General features: G+C 71.0%; 8 protein-coding genes. 2 read left to right on the top strand and 6 right to left on the bottom strand.

Annotation, left to right across the window (positions count from 1 at the left end):
• Positions 1 to 15: 15 nt before the first annotated feature.
• The 4 genes from ACWDR3_RS20905 to ACWDR3_RS20890 all read right to left on the bottom strand — a co-directional run bounded on the left by ACWDR3_RS20905 (position 16) and on the right by ACWDR3_RS20890 (position 15,118).
• Positions 16 to 891, bottom strand: coding sequence for a TauD/TfdA dioxygenase family protein (locus ACWDR3_RS20905; RefSeq protein ID WP_450353999.1), 876 nt, complete (start codon positions 889 to 891; stop codon positions 16 to 18).
• Positions 855 to 10,181, bottom strand: a complete 9,327-nt coding sequence (locus tag ACWDR3_RS20900; protein ID WP_450353998.1) for an amino acid adenylation domain-containing protein — start codon at positions 10,179 to 10,181, stop codon at positions 855 to 857. Before ACWDR3_RS20900 ends, ACWDR3_RS20905 begins: the two co-directional genes overlap by 37 nt.
• Complete coding sequence (locus tag ACWDR3_RS20895) at positions 10,181 to 14,230, bottom strand: non-ribosomal peptide synthetase (protein WP_450353997.1); 4,050 nt, start codon at positions 14,228 to 14,230, stop codon at positions 10,181 to 10,183. Before ACWDR3_RS20895 ends, ACWDR3_RS20900 begins: the two co-directional genes overlap by 1 nt.
• Positions 14,231 to 14,533: 303 nt before the next feature.
• Complete coding sequence (locus ACWDR3_RS20890; RefSeq protein ID WP_450353996.1) at positions 14,534 to 15,118, bottom strand: hypothetical protein; 585 nt, start codon at positions 15,116 to 15,118, stop codon at positions 14,534 to 14,536.
• Between the two features lie 273 nt (positions 15,119 to 15,391).
• Between ACWDR3_RS20890 and ACWDR3_RS20885 the strand changes: the two genes are divergently transcribed.
• The gene (locus tag ACWDR3_RS20885; RefSeq protein WP_450353995.1) at positions 15,392 to 16,606 is read left to right on the top strand and encodes a glycosyltransferase; all 1,215 of its coding nucleotides are present in this window, start codon (positions 15,392 to 15,394) and stop codon (positions 16,604 to 16,606) included.
• A 45-nt stretch (positions 16,607 to 16,651) separates the two neighbouring features.
• On the top strand, positions 16,652 to 17,068 hold the full coding sequence (locus ACWDR3_RS20880) for a signal peptidase I (protein ID WP_450353994.1): 417 nt from the start codon (positions 16,652 to 16,654) through the stop codon (positions 17,066 to 17,068).
• 42 nt (positions 17,069 to 17,110) lie between these two features.
• Here the strand turns inward: ACWDR3_RS20880 and ACWDR3_RS20875 are convergent, their stop codons facing one another.
• Together ACWDR3_RS20875 and ACWDR3_RS20870 are read right to left on the bottom strand one after the other, a co-directional pair.
• Positions 17,111 to 18,316: a DMT family transporter gene (locus tag ACWDR3_RS20875; RefSeq protein ID WP_450353993.1), complete on the bottom strand. Its 1,206-nt coding sequence runs from the start codon at positions 18,314 to 18,316 to the stop codon at positions 17,111 to 17,113.
• A gap of 388 nt (positions 18,317 to 18,704) precedes the next feature.
• Positions 18,705 to 19,769, bottom strand: a complete 1,065-nt coding sequence (locus ACWDR3_RS20870; RefSeq protein WP_450353992.1) for a P1 family peptidase — start codon at positions 19,767 to 19,769, stop codon at positions 18,705 to 18,707.
• Positions 19,770 to 19,810: the final 41 nt, after the last annotated feature.

The following is a 19,810-nucleotide window of genomic DNA, read 5'->3' as shown; positions in this document are numbered from 1 at the left end:
GGAGTGGACGGCGGCTCAGGCGTACAGACGGCTCCCGTTGACGGCCACGCGACGGCCGTGGCGGGTGTGCGGGAAGTAGTCCCACACCGCATGATGCTGCACGCTGCGGTTGTCCCAGCACACCAGGGTGCGCGGCTGCCAGTGGACCCGGCAGTGCAGCAGCGGCGTACCGGCGATGTGCTCGTACAACATGCCGAGCAACGCGTCGCTCTCGGCGCGGGAGAGCTGCGTGATGTGCGAGGTGTAGGGGGCGTTGACGAAGAGCAGCTTGCGGTCCGTCTCCGGGTGCCGGACGACGACGGGGTGTTCGGTGCGCGGCACGTCGTACTCGGGCGGCGGTGTCTGTCCGGCGGCGACCCAGGGCAGGGCCCCGTCGTGGAGCGCGGTCAGTCCGTCCAGGAACTCCCTCATCGACGGCGAGAGCAGCTCGTAGGCGAGATGCATGTTGGCGAACAAGGTGTCCCCGCCACCGCTCCCGGGGACCGTGGTCAGATACAGCATCGACCCGAGCGACGGCTCGACGTCCGCGGTGCCGTCGGCGTGCCAGCCGTTCCCGGCGACCGCCTTCGACTCCTTGGTCGCCTTGATCTCCAGGATGTACGGGTCGGATCCCTCGACCGGGAGCGCGACGGGGTGCAGTTCGCCGAAGACGGCCGCGAACCTCTTGTGCTGCTCGGGGTCGATGTCCTGGTCGCGGAAGACCAGGACATGGTGGGTCTGGAACGCGTGCTTGAGTTCCTTCTCCTGTTGGGGTGTCAGTTCCCGCGACAGGTCGAGCCCGGAGACCTCCGCGCCCAGGAGCGGGGAGATGGGCGCGACGGAGAGGGTGTCGTACGGCTCGGCGGGCCGGGTGGTCAGCCGCTCGACGGCCTGCAGTGCGTAGTCCTCCATGAGGGTCCTCCGTGGTTCGGTGGGGCGGGGGTGGTGTCGGCGAGGTCGTCCTTGAAAGCGGCGGCGATCTCATGGACATGCGGTGGGGCTACGAGTTCGTAGTGCGTGGCGTCGACGCGGTGAACGCCGACGGGCCCGGCCAGATGGGCGTCCCACGCGTCGGACGGGGTCGGCTCGGGAGCGAGCGGGGTCACGTCCTCGACGGGGCGCTCGGCGAGCCACACGGTGGTGGGCGTCCGGGTGAGCCGCGGCAACCGGTGCTCGGCCATGGCCGCGAGGTTCGTACGACAGCAGCGCGCGAGGCGTTCGGCGTAGGCGCGGCCCGACTCGGTCAGGCGGTCGGTGCCGGTGCCGCCGTTGCCGCTCAACTCGCGGGCGAAGACGGCCTCCACCTGCTGCTCGTCGTAGGCCGCGAGCCGTTCGCCGGCGCCGGGCGGCGGCGGGTCGAGGAGGTACAGGGCGTGGACGGGCCGCCCGTCCGTCTCCGCGAGCGCCGCCATCGACAGGGCCGTCCACGCCCCGAACGACCAACCGGCCAGCCGGAGTTGGTGCTCGGTGTCGGGGAACGCGCTCCGTACGGCCGCCAGGTAGTGCCCGGCGCGGTCGGTGATCGACCGGGCGGGGAGCTGGGGCTCGCGCAGGGCGGGGTCGGCGATGAGGCAGACGGTCAGGTCGTCCGGGAGGGCCGACACCAGCGGGCGGTAGGCCTGGATGTCGCCGCCGACCGGATGGACCAGGCAGAGGACGTCCCGGCCGGTGCCGCGCTGCCAGATCTCGACGTCCACCTCGGCGCCCGCTGCAGAGGCCGGATAGGTGGCGGCGGCAAGGTGGTCGAGGATCTCGGCGAGGGTGACACGGTGGCTGAGCCGGGACAGCTCGATGTCGACGCCGTACCGGCGTTTGGCCCCCTCGATGACTTCCAGCAGCGTCAGCGAGTCGGCACCGAGGTCGTACAGCGGTGCGGCGGGGTCGATGGCGTCGACGCCGAGCAGGTCGCGCAGAACCTCGGCGAGGTCGGTGGCGGGGTCGCCGGGTGGGGGCGCGGGGGCGCTGTGGGTTGGGGTCGTGTTCGGGGCGGGTGCCTGTACGGATACCGGCGCCTGACCGCTTACCTGTTCCGGTGCGTCCGCCGGTTCGTAGAAGAAGCGGGCCTGGGGCAGGGGTGTGGTGTTGACCGTCAGGTGGGGCAGTTGCAGGTGCAGGGCCTGTTCGAAGACCGCCGCGCCGTCGTCGGGGGTGAGTGCGACGGCCAGGTGCTGCTGGTGGCGGGTGTCGGTGCCGAGGGCGTGTTGCGCCATGCCGACCTCCCGCCAGGCGTCCCAACCGATGCTCATGCGGACGGTCGCGTCCGTGCCCGGAGGCGCGTACTGGGCGAAGGCATCCAGACAGGCGTTGGCCGCCGCGTAGTCGAACTGGCCAACACCGCCGAACTGAGCGGCCATTGAGGAGCAGTAGGCCGCGTAGTGGGGGTGGTGCTCGGCGATCAACCGCTCGACGAGCAGGGCACCATGCAGCTTGGCTGCCGTGGCACGGCGGGCGGTGGTGGGGTCGCGTCGGGCGAGCAGTCCGCCGGCGGCCGTTCCTGCCGCGTGCACTATGCCGGTGAGGTCGTCGAGGTGTGGGGCGAGGCGCGCGGCGATGGTGTGCGGGGCTTCCGTGGCGAGGTCGGCCGGGACGACGGTGACGCGGTCCGCGTGCGCCCGCAGGGTGGGCGGTGTGCTGTCTCCGCGGGCGAGCAGGACCACTCGGGTGCCGGGGTGGTCGAGGAGGCGTGCGGCCAGGGTGGTGCCGATGCCGCCGGTGCCGCCGAGGATGAGGTGGGTTCCGGGGGTGAACGGCGAGGTTGTGGGCGCGGGTTCAGGCGCAGGGACCGGGTGGAGGGTGCGGTGCCACCAGAAGCCGGAGCACAGGGCCACCGTCGCCGGTTCGGCAAGGGTGTCGTCGAGGAGCAGGTCGGACAGGTGGTCCGCCCAGTCGGCCGGGGCGGGTCCGGGGAGGTCCAACCAGCGCATGGTTACGCCGAGTTCCTGGCGCGGGGTCTCGGTGGCCGCGGCGAGCAGTCCCGCCTCCGGCCTCCGGACCGCGCCGGTGACCGGCTGCGCCTGGTGGGACAGCAGCCATACGCGTGGCCGTTCCGCGTCCGGAAGGTCGGCCAGGGTCCTGCTGAGGGCGGCAACCGTGTCGAGGCACGCCCACTGGGCGGTCTCCAGCGAGCGCTCGTCGACGCTGCCGTCCAGGGCCAACGGCAGGGCGTGCAGCCAGTCGACGCCGGGTTCGCCGCGATCGGTCAGACGGGTCAACAGTGCTGAAAGCTGTGCGGAGTTGGTGGGGTCGATCTCATAGTGGTCGTCGTCGAGGCGGGTGAGGGTGTCGGGGGTGCTGGTGGCCCGTACGTGAAGTCGGACCACGCGGGCGTAGTGCCGCTCCAGGAATCGCCATGCGTCAGGGGTCGTGTCCAGTGCCGCGACCAACACGGCGGTGCGGCCCGGTACTTGAGAAGACGCCTGGGTGCGGGCTCGGCGTAGGCGGGTCCAGTGCGGCTGGTGCAACCACTCGGAGGCGGGTAGCCGTTCCGGCAACGCGGGCGCGTCGGCAGGGGCAGCGCGGGCGAAGTCGTACTCGGCCGTGTCGAAGGCGGGCGGCGGGAAGTCCCATGGCGGGTTCGCGGGACCTTCGGGCCAGACGAAGGTGTGTCCCGCCGTCCAGCCCTCGGCGATCGCCAGCGGGTCATGTCCCGCTTCTGCGGGTCGAGTTGACGAGGAGGGCGCCGCCGTCGAGGTGAGCGAGCGCAGCCACGCCACGGCCGACGCCGCATCGGGACAGACCGCCGCCGCCCGATGGGCGAGCGCGGGCCGTCCGGTCTGGAGGTGGCGCAGTACCTGCGGATAGGCGTCGGGGTGTGCGCTCAGGTAGTCGGCGATACGGCGGCCGTCCGCGCGTACGGCTGCCTCGGAACCGCCGGACAGGAGCAGGCACGGCACGGGTTCGGTCGCCGGGCGCCCGGTCGCCGCGGTGAGAGCAGTCGGCGAGCTCGGATGCGTCGGCGCAGTGAATTCCGTTGACCCGCCGTCGAGTTGCTCAAGCAGCAGGTGGGCGTTGGTCCCCCCGATGCCGAAACTGCTGACCGCGGCCACCCGGGGCGCGCCCTCCGGCCAGGGTTCCGCTGCCACCGGCACCCGGAACGGCCCGTTGTCGATCTCCGGGTTGAGGCGGTCGAAGTCCGCCGTGGGCGGGACGATCCCGTGATGCACGGCCAGCACGGCCCGCACCATGCCGACGACGCCCGCGGCGGCGCCGAGGTGCCCGATCTGGCTCTTCACGGAGGAGAGCGCAACGCGCGCGTCGTCCGTCAGGCCGTACGCCTGCCGCAGCGCGGCCGCCTCCACGGGATCCCCGAGGCGGGTGCCGGTGCCGTGTGCCTCCACGTAGCCGAGTTCGGCACCGGTACGCCCGCTGCGGTGCAGGGCGGCGCGGATCGCGGCGCGTTGCCCGGCGAGAGCGGGCGCGCTGTAACTGAGCTTGTCCGAACCGTCGTTGTTGACGCCGGATCCGGTGATCACGGCGTAGACGGTGTCCCCGTCCCGGCGGGCGGCGGCGAGAGGCTTGAGGACGACCACGCCGGTGCCGCTGGCTCCGACGGTCCCGGCGGCGTCCGCGCTGAAGGGCCGGCAGTGACCGTCCGGGGAGAAGATGTGCTGCGGCCGGTAGGTGTAGCCGTCGGTCAGGTCGGGGTCGACGAGGACACCGCCGACGAGCATCACGTCCGCGTCGCCCTGCCGGAGCATCCCGGCGGCGATGTGCACGCCGACCAGCGAACTGGAGCATGCCGACTGCACGGTGAAGGCGGGGCCTGTCAGGCCGAGGTGGTAGGCGGCCTTGGTGGCCAGGAAGTCCTTCTCGTGGTGCAGCGCCAGGCGGAAGGTGTCGGGCAGTTCGGCCGGGTCGGCCTCGCGCAGCATGCGTTGGAAGTAGGTGTTCTCCCCGCAGGAGGCCACGAGTCCGACGCGGTGGGCCGCCGGGGTGCCGATGCCCGCGTGGGCGAGCGCCTCGACGCAGTTCATCAGGAGCTGCCGCTGCTGGGGGTCCATCAGCCGGGCCTCGTGCGGGCTGATCGTGAAGCGGCCCGGGTCGAAGTCGAGCAGCCCCGGCATCTGGCTGCGGGCGCCGACCCGGCCATCGGGCGCCGGGAAGTGCTCGATGCCTCGGCGACCGGAGACCACCAGGTCCCAGAAGGCGGCCAGGTCGGGGGCGCCCGGCAGCCGCACGGCCATGCCGATGACGGCGATGAGTTCCTCGCCCCGCTCCCCCACCGGGCCGCTACCCGCCGACGCCGACTCGGAGGTGGCCGCTCCCCTCCGGTCCAAGAGCCGCGCCAAGGCACGAAGACTGACGTGCTCGAACAACTCCGGCACAGTGAAGGCGAGATCACCCTCGCCGGCACACCGAAGCTGGAAACGCATCAGGTCCAGACTCGTCGCGCCCGCGTCGAAGTACCGCTGCTCCACAGCGATCGCCTTGCCGGTCACCGTCTCGAACAGCGCGGCCAGCCGTCCTTCGAGCGGCGACAGGTCCGACGCGGCCGCAGGGGCCAGGCTCAACTCGCGGCCAGGGGCGGTGAGTGCGGCCTGCCGATCCAGCTTGCCGCTGGGTGTGCGCGGCAGTTCCACCAGACGACGGAAACGACCGACGCGTATGTACGCCGGCAACTGACCGGCCAGATGGTCTGCGAGCTCCGCGATATCGGGGTCGTCGCCCTGGCACTGAAGGCACGCCACCAAACGACCGTCCGTCACGGCCGCGACCGCGTTGGTCACGCCGGGGAACTGGAGCAGCGCGGCCTCGACCTGCTCCAACTCCAGCCGGTGTCCGCCGAGTTTGACCTGAGCGTCCTCCCGGCCCGCGTAGTGCAGCAGGCCGTCGGCGTCGAAGCGGGCCAGGTCGCCGGTGCGGTAGAGGATGCCGAGGTCGGGATCGTCGGTGAAGCGGTCGCGGTGCGGCGCCTCGGGGCCGAGGTAGCAGCGGTTGGCCATGAGACCGCCGATGAGCAACTTACCGGTGACGCCAGGCGGCACGGGGTGGCCGCCCTCGTCCACCACGCGCAGAACGGCGTTCGCCACCGGGCGTCCGATCGCCGGGCGCAGCGGCCAGGCCGCGGGGTCGCCGTCGAGGCACAGCCCGCTGGCGACGTGGGTCTCGGTGGGGCCGTAGTGGTTGAACAGGCGGGCGTTCGGCAGCCCGGCGAACCAGCGGCGGATCGCGTCGGTGCACACCAACTGCTCCCCCGCCGTGACGACTTCGCGCAGCCGGGACGGGAACCGCCCGGTGCGTACGCCGTGTTCGGCGAGCAGCTGTAGGGCGACGTACGGCAGGAAGATCCGCTCCGCTCCCCCGGTCTCCAACTCCCGCAGCAGGGCCGGGACATCGTGCCGCCATGCGGGTCGCACCAAGCGCAGCAGGCCACCGGAGCAGAGGGTGGTGAAGATCTCCTGGAAGGAGACGTCGAAGGACAGCATGGAGAACTGCTGTGTGACGGCGGGCCCGCGCAGGCCGCCGTCGGTGCGCTGCCAGGTCAGCAGGTTGCACAGGGTCCGGTCGGGGACCTGGACACCCTTGGGGGTACCGGTGGAGCCGGACGTGAACAGGGTGTAGAGCGGGCGCAGGCCCTGGTGGGCGGGCGGTTCGCACGGCGCGGTCGTGGGGGCGGCGGCGAGCGTGAGGGTGTGCCGAGGCAGGGACGGGGGCGCGATGGTGGCGAGGACGTCTTCGTCCTCGGGTGCCAGCAGCACGCACAGCGGATCGGACTGGTCGAGCACGTGCCGCAGGAGGGACGGCGGGTAGGCGGGGTCGAGGGGGACGACGGTGAGGTTGAGGCGGGCGGCCGCCAGGAGCGCCACGATGTGTTCGGCGGAGGGGTGGAGGTAGAGCGCCACGGCAGCCGGGGTGGCGGGATCGGCAGGGAGGCGCGCGCTCAGCACGGCCGCCAACTCGGAGGCCTGCGCGTCGAGTTCGGCGTAGGTGAGGGTCAGTTCGCCGGTCGTGACGGCCGGGGCGTGCGGGGTGTCGGCCGCCTGTCGGGCGAAGCCCTCGGCGACGGTGGTGAATTCCGGTTCCCGTGCGGGGCCCTGGCCGTGGTCGGGCAGGGAACGGCGGTGGTTCGCGACCAGTTCGCGCAGAGCGACGGCGGTGTCTCCGGTCAGGTGATCGAGGGCCTGACGGAAGAGGAGCGCCGCGGCCTCGGCGCGCTCGGCGCCGATGTCGTCGCGATACTCCCAGAGGCAGTCGAACCCGCCCTCGTGCTCCACGACCGACAGCGTGAGAGCGCATTTGGCGCCCAGCGGATCCGGCCACACCGGCCGGACCTCACAGCCCTCCAGGCGGAGTGCCGAGAAATCGGTGTTCTCCAGCACGAAGAGATAGTCGAACAGCGGAGTCCGCTCGCGGAAGGCGCGGTCCGCGAGGATGTCGGCGAGGGCCACCTCCTGGTCCTGCAACACCGTGCGAACGGCGTCGGAATGGACCGACAGCTGCGCGTCCAGGGAGCCCTGCGGCTCCATCGGCAGGTCCAGGAGCACGGTGTTGGCGAACATCCCGACCGTGTCCGCGAACTCGGGCCGGGGCCGGTTCGCCACGGGGGTGGCGATCAGCGGACGGTCCTGCCCGGTCACTCCGTACAGGCTCGCGGCGAACGCGGACACCAGCAACTGGAAGCGGGTCAGGCCGAGTTCAGCGGCCCTGCGGTCCAGCGCGGTACGGCGGACGAGGTCGAGCGACGTACGCAGCAGCCGCGCCCGCGGTGCACCGGACACGTCGGGAGCCGCCAGGGCGGGCGACGGTTCGCCGTCCCGGCCGTAGTGGGAGCGCAGCCGCGCGCGACGGTCCTGATAGGCGGGACTCGTGTGCCAGGCGTGCTGCCAGCGGGCGAAGTCCAGGGGCGTACGGGCGGAGCCCTCGGCGGTGCACGCGTCGGTGAGATCGCGGAGCAGGAGGTTGAGGGACCAGCCGTCCACGGCGACGTGATGCAGGTGCAGCAGGAGCAGCCCGCCGTCGGCCCGCGCCACCCAGGTCGCCCGCAGCATACGGGCGTCGGCGAGGTCGAAGCGGTGGCCGAAGAACCGGTCGGCGGTGTGCTGCCACTCCTCCCCGGGGCGCGCTTCGAGGTGTTCCCAGGGGTCGTAGGGATCGCCGACCTGCTGGATCAGTCCGTGCGGGGTGGGGACCAGCCGGGTGCGCAGGGCCACGTGCCGTTCCACCAGGGCACGCCCCGCGCGCTGCAGTACCTCGGTATCGACGCGCCCCTGGACGCGGAAGGCGAGCGGCACGTCGTAGGAACGGTCCTCGGGGTCCCGCTGGTGCAGCAGCCAGAGGCGCTCCTGCTCGCTGGTGGCCGGAGCGCTCGATTCGCCGACGGGGTCCGGCACGGGTGGGTGCTCGCTCGTGGCCGCGCCCGGTGTGTGGACGGCGTCCGCGATGGCTGCGAAGTCGGCGCCCAGAACCAGGTCTTGGGGCAGATCGACGGCGAAACGGCCGAGGATCTCGAAGCGGAAGCGCAGGGCCTTCAGCGAGTCGCCGCCACTGGCCGCCCAACGGTCGCCGGGACGCAGGCCGTCGACGGCGAGGATGTCCGCGGCGATCTCCAACACCCGCCGCTGCTCGGCGCTGATGGTGACGTCGTCCGTCTGCGTGCCGCGCCACGGGGTCCGGGCGTCGCGCAGCAGTGCGGCCTGGTCGACCTTCCCGTTGGCGTTCAGCGGCAGTTCGGTGACGAGGTGGGTGTGGTGGGGGCGCATGTACGAGGGCAGGGCGGCGGCGAGGTGACGGTCGTAGGCCTCGTAGGAGAGGTCATGGCCCAGCGCGTCGTCACCGAGCACGACGAAGGCGAGCAGCTCGCCCCGGCCCGCGTCGTCGCGGCGGGTGCACACGTGGGCCTGGCGGACGGCGGGGTGGGCGAGGATCTGCCGCTCGACCTCGCCCGGTTCGATCCGGAAGCCGCGCACCTTGACCTGACGGTCCGCCCGGCCGACGTAGCTGATCCGGCCCGCGGTGTCCTGGCGTACGAGGTCGCCGGTCCGATACCAACGCCGTTGCCGGTCCTCCGTGTTCGGAAGGCTCACGAAGCTGCGGGCGGTCTGTTCCGGGAGGTTGCGGTAGCCGCGCGCCAACGCCGGTCCGGACAGCAGCAGTTCGGCCACCTCGCCCGGCTCGGCGGTAAGGCCGTCCTCGGTGCGCAGCAGCACGCCGGTGCCCGCCAGCGGGGTGCCGATGGGGATCGTGTCGCCGTCGAAGTCCCGTGGAATGGGGTGGCACAGGGCGAAGGTCGTGGCTTCCGTCGGCCCGTACACGTTGTGCAGGACCGTGCGGGACGTGGGGTTGGCCGCGTACCAGCGGCGGATGATCCGTGCGTTGAGCTGTTCACCGCCGACGAGTACCTGTTCGGCCGCTGCGAAGCAGTCCGGCACCTGCTCGACGACGGCGTTGAACAGGGCCACCGTGATGAAGAGCGTGTCGACCCGGCGCTCGCGGAGCGCTTCGGCCAGCCGGTGCGGGCTGTGCACCTGGGCGTCGTCGAGTACGACGCAGACGCCACCGGTGAGGAGCGGTACCCACACCTCGAAACTGAGGGCGTCGAAGGCGGGGTTGGACAAGCAGGCGTAGCGGGCGCCGGGCCGTAGGTCGATGTAGCCGGGCCGGGCCAGCCGCACCACTCCTTCGTCGGTGACCTCGACGCCCTTGGGCCGTCCCGTGCTGCCGGAGGTGTAGAAGACGAAGCCCGTGGCCGTGTCGCCGAAGTGCCCAGGTGACAGGGCGGGCAGGCCGGACCCGTCGGCCGGCTCGGCATCGACGCTCAAGAGCAGGTCGGCATCCAACACCGCCATGCGCGCGGGCAGTTGGGTCCCCAACTCGCTGCCGTAGACGACGGCCACGGCGCCCGAGTCGTCGAGGATGTGTCGCTGCCGGTCGGGCGGGCTGAGCCGGTCGAGGGGTACGACGGTGGCTCCGGCACGGCGGATGCCGAGCATGACGCAGACCAGTTGCCACGAGCGGGGCAGGCACACGGCGACCGCGTGCCCGGGGAGCACTCCCTGAGCCCGGAGCCGCGCGGCCACTCGGCCGCTGATTCGTTCGAGTTCCGCGTAGTCGAGGAGGCGACTGCCGTCCTCGACGGCGACGGCGGAGGGGGTGCGGCGGGCCTGGTCCAGTACGGAGTCGGCGAGGGAGGCGGACCTCACGGCGGCCGGGTCGGCAGGGCGGCGCTCCGCCGGGGTGTCACCGCCAGTCGGTAGGAGGCCCATCACGCCTCCCGTATCGGCAGCGCCAACTGGTCTGCGTGGTAAGCCAGTTCCGCACTCAGCAGTGCACCGACCTGGGACACGCCGACGCCCTCCAGGATCTCCCAGTGGTCGCACTCCATCGTCTCGACGCGGTAGTCGCCCTCCGCGCGGCGCCGCCAGAACTCGCGGACCTCCGCATGGAAGGGGGTGTCGACACCGCCCGGTACCCCCTGAGCGAGAACCAGGCGCGCCGGCGAGGCCGCCGGGAGGTGTTCGCGTGCGGTGAGGCGGTTGTGGTTGTAGAGGTGGAAATAGCGGTCGACCTGGGCGTCGTCGATGCCGGGGTACATCCCGTTGAACCGCACGAGTTTGTCGCGGAACTCGGCCTCGTCGACGGCGCCGATCTCCTCACGGGCGGACGCGTCGTCGGTGGCCTGGGTGTCGAGGAGCACGACGCTGACGGCTCGGTGGCCGGCGCGGGCCAGGATGCGTCCCATCTCATGGGCGACGAGACCGCCGTAGGACAGGCCGGTCAGGACCAGCGGCGTCTCGTCGTGGGGTGTCGCCTCCGGCGGTCCCTCGATCGGGAGTCCGAGCAGGCGCAGGTACTCCTCGGCCATGGCCTCCACCGTGGGCAGGAGGTCCTCGCCAGGGTTCACTCCCGGGGACTGGATGCCGTACAACCCGACCTGCTCCGGCAGGAGTTCGGCCAGGGGCAGGTAGCAGAAGGCGGTGCCTCCGGCAGGGTGGACGCAGACCACGCGCGGGCCCGTGCCGGAGCGGAACTCGATGAGGCTGCCCGGTGCGCGGGAGGTGCCGTCCTCGCGCAGCAGCTCGGCCAGCGCCTCGATGGTGGGCCGCGTCATCACCTCGGCCACGGGGAGCCTGCGGCCGAACGTCTCGGTGACGGCGTGGGCCATCTTGATGGCCGACAGTGAAGTGCCGCCGATCTCGAAGAAGTTGTCGCTGACGCCGATGTCCGGGTGGAGCAGGATCCGCTGCCAGATCCGGTACAGACTGTGTTCGACATGGTCGCGCGGACTGGCCGTGTTGACCTGGTTGGACGTCGACTCCTGCGCCAGGCGCAGCAGTTCGGGCCGGTCCAGCTTGCCGCTGCGGTTGAGCGGGAGGACGTCGAGGTCGAGGAAGACGGCGGGGATCATGTAGTCGGGCAGTCGGCGGGCCAGGGCTGCACGCCAGTCGTGGGCGGTGCGGGCCGGCGCCGTGCCACGCCCGATGCCGGCGATCAGGCGGGGCTGACCGGCCGCGTCGCGGTCGACGACGACCGCCGCTTCGCGGACGCCGGGCAGGGCCATGAGCGCCGCCTCGACCTCCGCCGGCTCGATCCGGAAGCCGCGGAGTTTGACCTGGTCGTCGGCGCGCCCCAGGTAGTGGGCCTCACCGTCCGGCAGCCGTCGGGCGAGGTCTCCGGTGCGGTAGATCCGCTCGCCGGGCACGAACGGATCGGACAGAAAGCGCTCCTTGGTGAGATCGGGCCGGCCCAGATAGCCGCGGGCCAGGGACGCTCCGCCGAGGTACACCTCCCCCACCACACCGGGCGGAACGGGCTCCATGCGGCTGTCGAGCAGATACATACGGGTGCCGGGCAGCGGGCGGCCGATGGGGCAGGGCCCCTCCAGCGGGCGGGGGTCGTAGTAGGCGGTGCTGTAGAGCGTCGCTTCGGTGGGTCCGTAGCCGAAGCAGAGCCGCAGGCCCGGGAGTTGCTGCGTCATACGGTGCAGCGCCGCTTCGGTGAGCGACTCGACTCCCGTGAGCAGCTTGCGCAGTTGAAGCCCGCGCAGTCGTCCCGCCGGGTCCTCGTCGATCCACTTGACGTAGGCGGGCGGCAGGAACGCCTGTGTCACCGCGTGTTCGCGCATCCACGACAGCAAGGCCTCAGGGTCGCCGCGCAACTCCTCGGGGACGATGTGCAGTTCGCCGCCGGTGATCAGGGGCAGCAGCAGTTCATGGATCGAGGCGTCGAATCCGATGCTGGACCAGGCTGAGCCGACCTCGCCGGGGGCCGTGTCCATCCGGGCGTGCCAGGTGGCGAAGAGGTTGAGGACACTGCGGTGCTCCACCGCGACGCCCTTGGGCCGTCCCGTCGATCCGGAGGTGAAGATCACGTAGGCCAGCCGGTCGGGCGCGTGGCCGACGCCTGCCGGCGGGCCCAACTGGCTTGCTCCCTCGGCTTCTACGGCGCTCAGGTCGAGCCATCCCGAGCCGCGCTCCGCGCTGTCGTGGTCGCTCAGCACGAGGGGGCAGGCAGCGTCCTCGACCATGCCCGCGAGGCGTTCCAGGGGCTGGCCCGGGTCGAGCGGGAGATAGGCGGCGCCCGCCTTGAGGATGCCCAGGATGCCGACGGCCAGGTCGCAGGAGCGCTTCGCGTGGAGGCCCACGACGTCACCGGGGCGGACGGACCGGGCGACGAGGGCGTGCGCGAGGTGGTTGGCTCGGCGGTCGAGTGCCGCGTAGTCCAGCGAGCGGTCCCGGTCGACGACCGCGGTGTGCGTGGGGCGCTCGCGGGCCTGGGTCTCGAAGAGTTCGACGAGTCCCGACGCCGTGCGCAGGGCGTCCATCGTCGGGTCGGGCTGGGGAGCGGGCTCGGTCTCGGCGTCGACAACCTGGGTGGCGTCGCCGTCCAGCAGCACCTGTCGCCGCTCCTGCGGATCCATCAACTCCAGGGCGCGGATGTCCCGTTCGGGATGCTGGGCCATGTCTGTGAGCAGGTGCCGCAGATGGCCGGCCCAGCGCCGGGCGGTTGCGTGGTCGAGAAGCGCCGTCGCGTAGTCCAGGTATCCGGTGATGCGGCCGTCGGACTCGGTCGCCGATACGGCGAGGTCGAACTTGGCCGGGGCGTGCGCGATCGGCAATGGTTCTGCCTCGACTCCGGGCAGGTGCAGCAGGTCCCGCCGTTCGGGGACCCAGGCCAGCATGGTCTGGAACAGCGGTGTGCGGGAGGCGCTGCGCGGCGGGTTGACCAGTTCGACGATCCGCTCGAAGGGCAGGTCCTGGTGGGCGAGCGCCTCGCGTACGACGGCGCGGGTGCGGGCGAGCGCCTCGGAGACGGTGAGGGAGCCGGACAGATCGATGCGCAAGGGCAGGGAGTTGACGAGGAAGCCGATGATGCCGGCCGCTCCCGGTCCGCGCCGGTTCGCGAACGGGCTGCCGACAACGATGTCTTCCTGCCCGGACAGGCGTGACAGCAGAATGGCCCAGCCGGTCAGGACGGCGACGAAGGAGGTGGCACCGTGCCGTCTGGCCAGGCCGCGGAGCCCGGCGGTGACCTCGGTGTCCAGTCCGAACTCGGCCCGTCCGCCCTCGTATTGCTGTTCCGGAGGTCGTGGACGGTCGGTGGGCAGTTCCAGGACGGGTGACGCGTCCTGGAGCGTGCGCCGCCAGTAGTCCTCCTGGGCGGCGAGCGCGCCGTCGAGGACGGCTCGGTGCTGGGCGCCCGCGTGGTCGGCGAACTGCACCTCAAGCGGGGGCAGGGGGTTCGGGGCGTCCGTCGAGAACGCCTGGTAGAGCTGGCCGAGTTCGTCCATCATCACGTTCATCGAGACGCCGTCGTAGATGCTGTGATGGAACGTCAGCAGGAGTACGTGGCAATCGGCGCCCACGGCGAGGAGGCGGCCTCGCCCGAGCGGGCCGGACTTCAGATCGAACGGCCGCTGTTCCTCGTCGAGTTGGCGTGCCGCCACGCCCGCGTCGGGGTCGGCGGTGTCGGCGAGGTCCTCGAAGGTCAGGGCGAATCCCGCACCCGGCGGGTCGATGTGCTGACGTACCTCGCCCTCTCCGTCCACCAGCCGTGTCCTAAGCACCTCATGACGGTCGGTCAGCGCGTCGAAGGAGCGCGCCAGCAGGTCACGGTCGAGCGGGCCGGTCAGCGAGAAGGCGATCGTCTCGTTGTACGCGGCGTTCGCGCCCGGCAGTTGGGCCAGGAACCACAGGCGCTGCTGGGCGAAGGAGGCGGGTCGGACACGGGTCGCCCGTTCGACACCGTCCGCGGCCGTGCCGGCGGACGTACGTGGAGTAGGAACAGCGGGGACAGGGTGGGGGGTGCTCTGCACCGGCAGTACCTGGCCTTCCCTGGGTGCGGGACTGGGTGACAGCGGGCGCGACGGACCGGGATCACCGGTCTGTCGACGGTCCGGAAAAGGTGCGCCTGACGGAAAGCGGCCCGGTGATTCGACAATTCGATTCCCGAAACCTCCGGCCAATTACTTGGTCACACCGTTTTCTTGCTCACTCGGATTTCTTTCCAACCCCCGTGACACAGCCGTAAGCATCGATCACGGACTCCGGACATGTCAACACTTGACATTCCAGGGATCACTACAGAGGTGTTGTTCCGAAAAGAGCCTCACGGGGAGTCAGCCCGCCACTGTGTTGTAGTTCACGATTCGCTCCACCATGAGCGCGACCGCACCGGGCAGGGGGCTGTCCGCCCCTTTGCTCACCACGTCGGGCAGCCGGTGCGCCTGCTCCTCGGTGACCGCCACCATGCCCCAGAACGCGTTGAAAGACGAAGGATCCGCGGGCTTGTCAGTAGCCGCTCCGACTCTCGCGACACCGTCCTCCTCGACCACGGCCAGCGCGCCCATCTGCCGAAGCGTCTCGGGATCCCGCTCTTCGGCGGCCACCACGCTCCAACCCGAGACCTCCGTGTGTCGCACCGCGGCGAGTAGGCTGCCCGCACTGCCCGCGCCGGAGACAACGATGTCGGGCAGGACAAGGGCCACCGGCCCCTGCGTCATCGGCAGGGCAATCCGGATGGCACCGTCGAGATCCGGCTCAAACGACTGGTCCTGGTAGACAAAGACCATTTGAAATATCTCGGCATAGCGCACGAGATAGTTCACCGTGTCCAGTTTGTGTGTGCCGAATACGACGACCACGCGTACGTCGAGTCCACTTTTGGCCAGTTCGACAACGGCTTCCAGACTGCGGTCCAGCACGGTGACTCCAGGAGCCAGGCAGTGCAGTTCCTTCGAGTAGGGCGCCCTGAAACGCGTTCCGAATCCGGCGCAGGGCAATATGATCGAAACATCAGGGACGGGCACAGACGAACTCCGCATTGCGTGGCCCTCAGCTTGTGTCGACGATCGGTAACCGGCGTTGTCCGCTCGTCCTGCCTCCAACTCCGTTCTGACGACGCCCACTTGAGCGTGCCCCTGGACAACGCGTCGTATGCTGCCCGATTGGGAAGACAGAACGAAAGAGGATGCCGAATGCGGGTGTTGTTGTCCACATATGGGACGCGTGGCGATGTCGAACCGCTGGTGGCACTCGCGGTGCGGCTCAAGGAGCTCGGCGTGGAGGTGCGGATGTGCGCCCCGCCCGACGAGGAGTTCGCTCAACGCCTGGCAGGTCTCGGCATGGAACTGGTGCCGGTCGGGCCGCCGGTACGGGAAGTGATGCGCGGGACGACTCTTCCGTCGGCGGCCGAACTCGCCCGGTACCGCACCGAGATGGTCGGCACCCAGTTCGACGTCTTCCCCAGCGCGGCCGAGGGATGCGACGCGCTGGTGGCGGCCGGCCTGGCGCAGATCGCCGCGCGGTCCGTGGCCGAGGCCGCGGGCATCCACTACGTGTACGCGAGCTACTCGGCGGTCAACCTCCCCTCGCCGTACCACGCGCCGCCACCGCGGCCGGGTTGGCCGGAGCCCGAGGCGACGGACAACCGGACGCTGTGGGAGCTGGACGCCCAGAACGTGGACGCGCAGTTCGCCGAGCCGCTCAACGGCCACCGGGCGGCGCTCGGTCTGCCACCGGTGGACAACGTCCGCGACCACGTCTACAGCGACCAACCCTGGCTGGCGGCGGACCCGGTCCTGGGACCATGGCGGGAGACCCCGGGCCTCGATGTGATCCAGACGGGTGCGTGGAGCCTGCCGGACGAACGCCCGCTCCCCGCAGAGTTGAAGACCTTCCTGGACGCGGGCGCGCCCCCGGTCTACGTGGGCTTCGGCAGCATGCGCCCGGCGCCGGACATCGCCCGCAGAGCCGTCGAGGCGATCCGCGCACAAGGGCGCCGCGTGCTCGTCTCCCGCGGCTGGGCGGACCTTGACCTGGCCGACGACCGGGACGACATCTTCACCATCGGTGAGGTCAGCCATCAGAGCCTGTTCGGCAGGGTGGCCGCCGTGGTGCATCACGGCGGCGCGGGTACGACGCTGACGGCAGCCCGGGCGGGAGCGCCGCAAGTGGTGGTACCTCTCCAACTGGCGGACAACCCGTACTGGGCCGGCCAGGTGGCAGCCCTGGACATCGGCGCGGCACTCGACGGTCCGACGCTGACCGACGAGTCCCTGAACGTCGCGGTCAAGACGGCCCTCGCACCCGAGACCCGGGCGCGTGCGAAGGAGCTGAGCGGCAAGCTCCGTACCGACGGAGCGACGGCGGCCGCGAGCCGGCTGCACGATGCCTTGGCCAGGAAGAGCTGATCACTCTGTGATCGACACAGGGGCGGACTGCTAGCGTTCGGGCGCATGGAAGACGGCGTGTATGTGGGCAACGCGGGCAAGGACGCCGCGCTGGACCAGGGGTGGCTGCTCGGGCACTTCAAGGACCACGGCGATCCGCGCCACAGCCACGCCCTGGAGATCAAATGGGGCGTCCACCCGCGCGGCGACCGGCGCGCGCAGTGGGTGAAGGGCGAGGTACGTACCGCGCTCCTCGTTCTCATCTCAGGTCGCTTCCGTATGGAATTCCCTGGCCGTAGCGTGCTGTTGGAGGAGCAGGGCGACTATGTCGTCTGGGGCCGGGGAGTGGACCATTCCTGGGTCGCGGAGGAGGAGTCGGTGGTACTCACCGTGCGTTGGCCTTCCGTGCCTGGATACGCCGTATCCCAGGGAGCCGTATCGCGCGAGTCCGTACCGCACGAGGGAGAGCGGACGAGCCCGTAAAGCCGACTACGAATCTCGCCCACCACCGCCCCTCCTCCAACGTCACTTCCGCCGACCGCGGTTCGTCAGCATCAGAGTCGGACCGTCGATACTCGGTCTCTCGTCCGGTGGTATCGGCCGGCGCATGTGCAGGGTGTCGAAGGCTCCCGCACCGTGATAAGTGAGCGTGACCGTCGGGCTCTCGCCCCCGCTGTGACTTGCCCAAGCCACTCGCGGATCTCGTCTGGATCTGTGACGGACCGTCACGCGGTCAGTGTTCGAGGGCAGTTGGGGCATGTACGGGGCATGCGCCGGGTACGGCGGTATCCCCATGTCGAGTTCGTCCAGCGGAGCCTCGGCATGCTCCCCGCTGCCGCTCGTCACCACGACGGTGACACCGACGATGATCAGCAGAAGTCCGGGCACGGTCGCGGGGTTGATGTCCTGGCCCATCAGCCACCATGCGGCGAGTGCGGCCACGGGGGTCTCCAGCAGGAGGAGGACGCTCATCGTCGTCGCCGACGCCCTGCCGAGGACGAAGTTCAGCGAGCCCAGCCCCAGGATCTGCGGGAGGATCAGCAGCCCGAACAGGGACAGATGGGTCGCTCTGTCGAAGCCGGTCAGCGAGATGTCGGCGAACCAGCAGACGAGGAGCAGCTCCAGACCGCAGACCAGCGAGGTGAACGTCGAGTAGAGCGGGGTGCTCACATCCGCGCGCGACCGTTCGCTGAGGGCGGTGTACCCGGCCTGGGCCAGGGCTCCGGCCAGGGCGAGCAGGTCCCCCACCAGTGCGGTGCCGCCGGACCGGATGTCGAGGCCGGCGGCCGCGGCCGCTCCGACCACCGCGAGCGTGAGCCCCGTCCACGTCCTGCGGGACGCCCGTACACCCTGACCGGCGGCGATGAGCGCCTGCCAGACGGGCTGGGTGGCGACCAGTGCGGTGGACATGGCGACCGAGGTCAGTCGGGTGCTCGTCATGAAGGCCGCGAAGTGCAGCGCCAGCGCGGTGGCCGCGAGGAAGCCGAAGACGAGGGGCCGCCACTGCTCGCGACGCAGGACACCTCGTTCGCCGCGCACGACCCGGACCACCTCGCGGCGGCGCAGGAGCAGCAGGAACGGTCCCAGTACGGCGAAGCCGAGGCAGTTGCGCCAGAAGGCCATGGCGAGCGGTGAAGCGGTGGCCGCGGCGGTCAGGGGCGCGGTGGCCGAGATCGAGACGACGGTGACCGCCATCGCCGCCACGGTCAGCGGATCAAGTCTGGATTTCACGCGTGCCTACCGCCGCCCACGGTCGATCGGGCCTCGGATAACGGCGGTGCTTCGAAACCGTCGGCTGACTGTCGAGTGCTGGTCATCTGGTACGCGATTCCTGTGCCATGGGCATGGGCAAGTGGCCCCCGGGTGAGGGGAGTTGCGGCAGGGCTGGTGGCCCGGTCTGTCGCGCCGCGCAGGCCACACTCGATCGTGCGCACCGGAGTCGGGCAACCCACTTCCGGCCGCGCCGCCCCGCAGGACAGGGATCATGCCCCTCAGACAGGGGGAGTTGCCCCGACAGGAGGGGTACCGGCAACTCCGCGGGCAAGGACTGCGGCCTCAGGTGACTGCAGGAAGAGACCCCTCATGAAGGGGCAATCGCCAATGGAACTAAGGCCGTTGATCAACCGAGCAGGGCCAAGAGCCGTGCCGCGGGCAGCGGGTGACGCGTGTGTCCGTCCGGGCCCGTGGTCGTGGTGGCCATCAGCAGCGAGTTGAGCACCGACTCCTCCACCGCGTCGAGGACGGCGGCGAAGAGCGGGTCGAGACGGTCGTCGGGCACCACGGCGGGCCCGGCGGGCGAGCCCAGGGGGCTGGTCCCCAGGGCGAGTCCGTAGTCGCCGCTGCCATGGCCGTACCCGGCGCCGACCCTGGCCAGCGCGTAGACGGCCCGGCGCGCCAGTCGGGTCAACTGCCGTGCGTCCAGCGGCGCGTCGGTGGCGACCACGACCATGCACGACCCCGTCTCCGGACCGGCCTCCACTGCCGGAACGCCGACATCGGCGGGGGTGACCGTACGGCCCCGCACCCGCAATGTGCCGCCGAAGTTGGCCTGCACCAGTACCCCGAGCGTCACGTCCACGTCCGCCAGCGGCACGCGCCGCGACGACGTACCGATACCGGCCTTGAATCCCAGGGCCGTCAACCCGGTGCCCCCGCCGACACATCCCTCGGCCACGGGCCCGCCCGACGCGGACTCCAGCGCGGCACGGACATGCTCCTCACGGACCGGACGCGACCGGATGTCGGACAGCAGCCCGTCGTTGCACTCCCCCACCACCGGATTCACACTCCGTACGCCCGCTCCCTCGGGGCGCTCCAGGATCCAGCCCACCAGCGCGTCCGCCACCCGGAACGCGGACAGGGTCGAGGTGAGCAGTACGGGGGTCTCCAGCGCGCCGAGTTCGGCGATCTGCGTAGCGCCGATCAGCTTCCCGTAGCCGTTGCCCGCGAACACCCCGGCCGGCAGCGGACGGTCCGGTCCCACCCCGTCCGGCACGATCGCCGTCACACCGCTGTGCACCCGGGGCGGACGGATCAGCGTGGTGTGCCCGACGCGGATACCCGGCACGTCCGTGAGGGCGTTGTGCTCGCCCGTGGGACCGTCCCCGATGACGAGGCCGAGTTCTCGGGCTCTGCGCGGGGCAGGAGGTGGGGGCTGTGGGGGATCCGGGAGGGGTGCGCGCATGTCCGGAGACTATCGACGTGACCGGCGCGGCTACGTCCGTC

The sequence above is a fragment of the Streptomyces sp. NPDC001002 genome (genome assembly GCF_053599215.1).
This window is presented reverse-complemented; position numbering and strand designations above follow the sequence as displayed.

Excerpts from the sequence above, each read along its gene's own strand:
- ACWDR3_RS20905 (WP_450353999.1), bottom strand. The coding sequence starts at position 891 with ATGGAGGACTACGCACTGCAGGCCGTCGAGCGGCTGACCACCCGGCCC.
- ACWDR3_RS20900 (WP_450353998.1), bottom strand. The coding sequence starts at position 10,181 with ATGGGCCTCCTACCGACTGGCGGTGACACCCCGGCGGAGCGCCGCCCT.
- ACWDR3_RS20885 (WP_450353995.1), top strand. The coding sequence starts at position 15,392 with ATGCGGGTGTTGTTGTCCACATATGGGACGCGTGGCGATGTCGAACCG.
- ACWDR3_RS20880 (WP_450353994.1), top strand. The coding sequence starts at position 16,652 with ATGGAAGACGGCGTGTATGTGGGCAACGCGGGCAAGGACGCCGCGCTG.
- ACWDR3_RS20870 (WP_450353992.1), bottom strand. The coding sequence starts at position 19,769 with ATGCGCGCACCCCTCCCGGATCCCCCACAGCCCCCACCTCCTGCCCCG.